General features: G+C 38.7%; 6 protein-coding genes and 1 pseudogene. 5 read left to right on the top strand and 2 right to left on the bottom strand.

Translation table 11 applies throughout. The features are described 5' to 3' along the window. Positions 1-270 precede the first annotated feature (270 nt). Positions 271-858, top strand: a complete 588-nt coding sequence (locus H5975_RS06850; protein ID WP_204785419.1) for a hypothetical protein — start codon at positions 271-273, stop codon at positions 856-858. A gap of 66 nt (positions 859-924) precedes the next feature. On the opposite strand, the gene H5975_RS06845 is transcribed toward H5975_RS06850, so the two are convergent. After that, entirely contained in the window at positions 925-1539 is a 615-nt protein-coding gene (locus tag H5975_RS06845) for a sugar permease (RefSeq protein ID WP_239473166.1), read from the bottom strand. A gap of 141 nt (positions 1540-1680) precedes the next feature. Then, positions 1681-2970: an adenylosuccinate synthase gene (locus tag H5975_RS06840; protein WP_204785418.1), complete on the bottom strand. Its 1290-nt coding sequence runs from the start codon at positions 2968-2970 to the stop codon at positions 1681-1683. 216 nt (positions 2971-3186) lie between these two features. Between H5975_RS06840 and H5975_RS06835 the strand changes: the two genes are divergently transcribed. The 4 genes and pseudogenes from H5975_RS06835 to H5975_RS06820 form a co-directional block, all read left to right on the top strand. Next, positions 3187-4161, top strand: a complete 975-nt coding sequence (locus H5975_RS06835; protein WP_178662268.1) for a GMP reductase — start codon at positions 3187-3189, stop codon at positions 4159-4161. An 89-nt stretch (positions 4162-4250) separates the two neighbouring features. Next, entirely contained in the window at positions 4251-4580 is a 330-nt protein-coding gene (locus H5975_RS06830) for a SemiSWEET family transporter (RefSeq protein WP_178662270.1), read from the top strand. Positions 4581-4659: 79 nt separating this feature from the next. After that, positions 4660-5574, top strand: a complete 915-nt coding sequence (locus H5975_RS06825) for a DMT family transporter (RefSeq protein ID WP_204785421.1) — start codon at positions 4660-4662, stop codon at positions 5572-5574. Between the two features lie 297 nt (positions 5575-5871). Continuing rightward, positions 5872-7041, top strand: a pseudogene (locus H5975_RS06820) (PEP/pyruvate-binding domain-containing protein); the annotation flags it as partial. Between the last annotated feature and the right edge of the window lie 98 nt (positions 7042-7139).

The raw sequence follows: 7139 nt of genomic DNA, 5'->3' as shown, positions 1-7139 counted from the left end.
ATATAAATATATTTGTGTGAAATTTGATATAATTATTTTTGAAATTTTTTAAATCCAATTGTAATATTTGTTACCTTGATAAATATATTTATTAAAAGGTTAAGGATCTTTAAATTTTTTATTGTCAATCCAAATCTGTTTGTCCATTAACCACGATTTTTAGAAAATATTATTGGAAAAATTCCAAATTTTACCTAGAATAGTACAAGTAGATATTTTACAGAGGCACGGTATCTTGAATTAATCTATGAATATCAATGGGGATTTATCATGTTATTGTATCTTGATTACATTGCAATCATTTCGTTTGTTTTATTCATCATTATGCTAGTGGTGCGCTTACGTCGTATCAGGCGAACTGGCGATTACAGTAATGCTGGCCACTTTACTGTTTTCTTTAGTTGGTTGTTAATTATTGTTTTCTTCGTCAGCATTAGCGGAATTGCATACGGAGCAGCACGACCTTCCCAATTCAATCAATTAACTTCTAATTTAGATCATCATCTACATTCACATACTAAATCAAACAACTCTAATCAGGCCACTCAAAAAAGCAGTAGTTCTCAAGCATCTAAAAGTTCTGATGAATCAGATTCATCCGCAAAAGTGCCAAATGTTGTCTGGAGTCCTCATGATCCAGAAATTGCTGATGGCAGTTCCGTTGTACGAGTTCGTTTCCTTGTCCCCGCTAATACTAGCGTAACCGTTAGGGGGCACTTACATCATCAGCGCTATGGATATGTTCCTGCAGATGATCAAAAGCAAGATGTTACCTTGAAATTTACAGATGCTGGTAAATATGATGTAGTCATTAACCATGGTGGTAAAACTTACACTAAAGAGCTTGAAGTGAATTAATATAATATTTAACTACTATAAAAGCGATTCAAGAACTTTAGATCAGTTCTCGAATCGCTTTTTTGTCTACATATTGCAATGACATGATACGTGTCGATCAAAGAAGCCAGTAATTCTACTTTGTAATAGTAGTCCAAAAAGTGTTCCTACATGAATCGCATACATGTGATGATTGTAAAGGGTACAACCTGCAATAATAATTACCGGCAGCAGAACATTAAACCACTGTACAAATTGTGCATTAACTCGCCGCTTCAAAATAATTGTTAAATCATCATGGGGATGAAAACAGCAGTCACATGTTTGGTAAAGCAAAAAGCCTAAAAAGGCAATGGTTAAGCCAATCATATCTAACCCCAACCGCCACCAAAAATTAAGTTGATCAATTCCTACCATTCGATAAGCATCCGCAAAAAGCTGCATCAAAATACTGTATGGAATTAAAAAGGTTAGCTCGCGAGTAAACCTTCTTAACTGCCAACGCCCCGACAAAATCACATTCAGAATAATGACTACCATTCCTTCAGTAAAAATCGTTTCGGTCATTGTCCATCCAAGCGTGTGCATAATATTTACAATTGATGCTGGCCATAGCATACTTCCAACGTTTGTCACAATGGTTAATGAATGCCCCATGGCATTTAAAATAATTGCCAGAATTAAATAACTATATCGCCTCAATCAACACGCATTCTTTCCTATTGATCTTAATTATCATTATATAATTTTTCTTTCATATTAGTTATAAGATTACCATTAAAGTAAAATAACACGTTAAAGGCTCAGCCTTTAACGTGTTATTCTCCTTTAGTTACTATTCAATTAGTCCTTCCAAGGATCATGTAAGATCATGGTTTGTTCACGGTCAGGACCAACTGAAACGGTTGCTAGTGGAGTATCGGTTAACTCTTCAATCCGCTTCAGGTAGTTCTTCGCATTTTCAGGAAGATCATCAAACTTAGTAACATTAGTGATGTCTTCATCCCATCCTGGAAGTTCATCATAAACTGGCTTACAACGGTCCAATTCTTCCAGACTAGCTGGGTAGTAATTGATTTCCTTACCATCTAATTCATATGCTCGTGCAATCTTGATGGTCTTTAAACCAGATAAGACATCCAACAAGTTTAGACTTAAATAGTTCAAACCGTCGACCCGGTGAGCATGCCGCAATGCAACTGCATCTAACCAGCCAACCCGGCGTGGACGACCAGTAACAACTCCATATTCATGACCAGTTTCACGAATGTGGTCACCAATTTCATCGGTTAATTCTGTTGGGAATGGACCTTCACCAACCCGTGTAGTATAGGCTTTGCAAATTCCAACAACACGATCAATTCGGTTAGGACCTACACCAGCACCAGTTGAAGCACCACCGGCTGCTGGGTTAGAAGACGTTACATATGGGTAAGTACCGTCATCAATATCCAGCATGGTTCCTTGGGCGCCTTCAAAAAGGACCTTCTTATCGGCATCCATTTCATCGTTGATTAATAGGGAAGTGTCAGTAACATACTTCTTAAGTTCTTGACCATATTGATAGTATTCATCAAAGATGTCGTCAAACTTCAATGGTTCTACACCATAGATCTTTGTGAATAGTGCATTCTTCAAATCAAGGTTTTCACGGAGCTTCTTTTCAAAAGTATCCTTTTCTAAGAGGTCACACATCCGAATCCCAATCCGAGCTACTTTATCCATGTAAGTAGGACCGATTCCTTTTTGGGTGGTACCGACCTTTTGATCACCCTTGGCCTTTTCTTCACACTTATCCAGCAAGATATGGTAAGGCATTGTCACATGAGCACGGTTAGAAATACGCAATCCAGAAACGTCAACGCCGTTATCTTCAAGGTAATGGATTTCTTCCAATAGTGCCTTAGGATTAACAACCACTCCGTTACCAATCACAGAAAGCTTCTTTGCACCAAAAATTCCAGAAGGAACAAGCCGCAAAGCAAACTTCTTACCTTCAAAGACAATTGAGTGACCTGCGTTGTTTCCCCCTTGGGAACGAACAACAACGTCAGCTTCTTGACTCAGGTAATCAGTCATCTTACCTTTTCCTTCGTCACCCCATTGACTACCAACAATTACTACTGATGCCATTAAGTATTCACCTCATTATTCATTTCTTATAACTTATAAGCACACAGTTACTTAATAATACTACATAATCCAGTCAAAAATTTCAAGCATCTTAGCGAACTATTTCAAAAGAACTTTCTAAAAATGTCCGTGTATCATATTGACTAATTTTGAAGTTCTGTTATATTAGCAAATGGTTCCTGACCGACTTGGTTTTATGAAAGGTGGTTTTCCTAGGTGGAAACTTTTGATTATGATGATATCCAATTAATCCCAAATAAATGTGTTATCAAGAGTCGTAAAGAAGCTGACACAAGTGTTCAATTTGGGCCACGTAAATTCAAGATTCCCGTGGTTCCAGCTAACATGGAAAGTGTTATTAACGAAGATCTTGCGGTTTGGCTAGCTCAGAATGGTTACTACTACGTAATGCACCGTTTTGAACCTGAAAACCGGGCTAGTTTTGTCAAAAGAATGCATGATCGCAATCTCTTTGCATCAATTTCTGTTGGAATCAAAGATGCAGAGTATGATTTCATTGATCAACTAAAATCCGAACATTTAGATCCCGAATACATTACGATTGATGTTGCACACGGACATTCTGATTTTGTAATTAAAATGATCCAATACATCAAAAAACAGTTGCCAAATACTTTTGTCACTGCTGGTAATGTTGCCACTCCAGAAGCAGTTCGTGATCTGGAAAATGCGGGTGCCGATGCTACTAAGGTAGGAGTTGGTCCTGGTAAAGCTTGTATCACTAAATTAAAGACCGGATTTGGTACGGGCGGATGGCAACTAGCCGCTTTGCGTCTTTGCAGCAAGGCTGCTCGTAAACCCCTCATTGCCGACGGTGGAATCCGTCATAACGGTGATATTGCGAAATCTGTTCGCTTTGGTGCTTCGATGGTTATGATTGGTTCCATGCTAGCTGGCCATCAAGAGTCACCTGGCCACATTATTACAATTGATGGAAAGCAGTTTAAGCAGTACTGGGGTTCCGCATCTGAAGTTCAAAAGGGTGCTTACCGCAATGTCGAAGGTAAACAAATGCTGGTTCCATTCCGTGGCTCTATCAAGGACACATTACATGAAATGCAAGAAGATCTCCAATCTTCAATTTCATACGCTGGTGGCCGTGATCTTGAATCAATTACCAAGGTGGATTACGTCATTGTTAAAAACTCCATTATGGATGGTGACTACTAAAATAAAATCCCTGAAAGGGTCTTTACATCTGAAAAAAATAGGGCTATCTTATCAAGAGTATATTTTTTTAATTCAAGGGAGGTAGCGCTATGGATGCTCAAAAGAACGACAAGCTTGAAGATATTCGTGAAGCTCGTCAGGAAATTTTAAGTGGTGAAAAACGGTCTGCCATTATGATTGGTCGAGTGGCGTCACTATTTACAATTATGATGTATGTTTCCTATATCCCACAGATTATGGCAAACTTACAAGGGCATCCAGTCAATATCCTTCAACCAACAGTGGCCGCATTCAATGGTTTCTTATGGTGCGCATATGCTTTAAACAAGCGGCACCGCGATTGGGCAGTGTTCATTGGTAATTTCCCAGGAATTATTTTTGGAATTATCACTGTAGTTACAGCACTGTTGGCTCATTAATGATGATGTTTGATAAATTTTAAAATCTAATTTGAGGCTGGGTTTCACCCAACCTCTTTTTATTGAAACGGGAGGAAAGATCTTGAATAAAGAACGACTGTGGACTGGGTTAGCAATTATTGCCTGTATGATGTGGGGAATTTCATCGCTTTTTGCAACCGCCCTTTTTAAACTGAGTCCTAATATCAATGCCCTCTGGCTTTCACAAATCAGGCAGCTTACTTCTGGACCGATTTTACTAATTATCGCTGCAGTTACTGGTGGACAACCTTTTGGTATTTTTAAAAAGGACTGGCATAACCTCGTTACCCTGATTTGCTACGGGGTGTTTGGAATGTTACCTGTACAATTTTGCTATTTCATGGCCGTTCAAGAAGGTAACGCGTCCATTGCCACTGTTCTCCAATTCATTGGCCCATTCTTTATTATTGGTTACGTTGCCTTATTCCGCCATCAACGTCCCCTTCGGATCCAAATTATCGCTGCTGTTTTCGCCTTTTTAGGAGTGGTATTGCTTGCGACAAATGGTCACCTAACCGAACTAGCAATTACACCTGCAGTTCTATTCTGGGGATTACTATCTGCAGTGGGTGTTGCTACAAACACTTTGATTCCACAGAATTTGATCAAACAAGGTTATTCATCGTTAACTATTACTGGTTGGGGGATCTTCTTTTCTGGATTGGCACTCTTCTGTTTCCACCCGGCACAGCCTACTCTACCTCACACTAATTTAGTCTGGTGGTATGTTGCTGCCGTTGTCGTGATTGGAACATTGATTCCTTTCCAACTGGCTACCAATTCTTTAAAGTACATCAGTGCGACTAACTTTAGCCTAACGGATGCTTTTGAACCGGTCACTGCTACCATGGGTTCAGTAATCTTCTTTAACCTCCATATGACAGGGATGGACTGGTTAGGATCTGCACTCATTGTTGGTGCTGTCATTGCCTTAAATTTGCCATTACCCAAATTTTTTAGAAAAGAATTGTAATATTATTATCAAGCTAACAACCCTCTAATTGTCATTAATATCGACAATTGGAGGTTTTTTTAATTACATATTTTGCGTAAAAATGTATACCATTTAAATTAACAATCTAATTGGTATATGTTAAATCCAGAAATGGTCTATATGAAATAATCATCATCTTTGATAAAAAATATCTTAGTATAACGCTTTAATAAGCAAAAGTGTTCAATTTGTGCATTGACGATTCTCACTAAATGGTCTTACAATTTACGCATACCAATGGAAGCGATTACATCAGATTGATGTGAGAGGAGTCTTATTATGGATAGAGAAAAAGCAAATGTACTTTGGTTTGACCAATTACACCGTAAAGACGTCAATTTAGTTGGGGGTAAATCATCATCATTAGGTGAAATGACTTCTTCAATGGACGTTCCAGTTCCCTATGGATTCGCAACTACCGCAAGTGCCTACCGTGAATTCATGGATAAAACAGGCCTCAAAAGTAAGGTTAACGAACTCCTTGCTGAAATTAAAGATTACGAAGACTCAGATGAGTTACACAATACTTGTTCAAAAATTCGTCAAATTATCGTCGAAGCTGAAATGCCAGATGACATCGAACGTGATATTAAATTAGCTTACGCCCAGTTATCTGACAAGATGGGTCAAAAGGATCCATTTGTAGCTATTCGTTCTAGTGCTACTGCCGAAGATCTTCCTGATGCATCATTTGCTGGTCAACAAGAATCATATCTAAACATTACTGGTGCAGATAATGTTGTGAAGTGCGTTCAAAAATGCTATGCATCATTATTTACAGACCGAGCTACTTATTATCGTCACAAGCAAAACTTCCCTGCTGACAAGGTTGCTTTATCTGCAGCAATTCAAATGATGGTCTTCTCCAAGGCATCTGGGATTATGTTCTCCGTGAACGTCGCTAATGGTAATGACAAGCAAATTGTTCTAGACACTATTTATGGTCTTGGTGAATACATCGTCCTAGGAAAAGTCACTCCAGACCACTTTGTAATTGACAAAGAATCTTTAGACATTGTCGACCGGAACATTGTTAATAAACCAATTATGCTCGTCCGTAAAGAAGACGGTGGTACCGATGAACAACCTGTTCCTGATGACATTGCTGATCAACAAGTTCTGACCGATGACCAAGTTAAAGAATTAGCAGGTTACGCAAAGAAAATTGAACAGCACTACGGTTGCTACATGGATATGGAATTTGCTCTGGACAAGAACACCAATAAACTATGGATTGTTCAAGCCCGTCCAGAAACTGTTTGGTCAAGGCGGAATAAAAAGCATCAATCTGAAGAGGGGGCCTCATCATTGGGTAACGCAACAAAAGCTGAAGTAGTAGTTCGTGGATTACCAGCTAGTCCTGGTTTTGGTGCTGGTAAGGTTCACGTCATTGCTAGTCCAAAAGATATTGACGAATTCAAAGACGGCGAAGTTTTAGTGGTTCTACACTATTCGGTACTGATGAGTTTTCATCAGTGCCGTTTTTGTATATGATGACAATAAAAAAGGACAATTACCCCAAAAAATACACACACGGTAATTGC

The sequence above is a fragment of the Limosilactobacillus coleohominis genome (assembly GCF_016901675.1).
Lineage (GTDB): Bacteria > Bacillota > Bacilli > Lactobacillales > Lactobacillaceae > Limosilactobacillus > Limosilactobacillus intestinavium.
The sequence above is the reverse complement of the archived record's forward strand: the minus strand, read 5'-3'. Positions and strand labels throughout refer to the sequence as shown.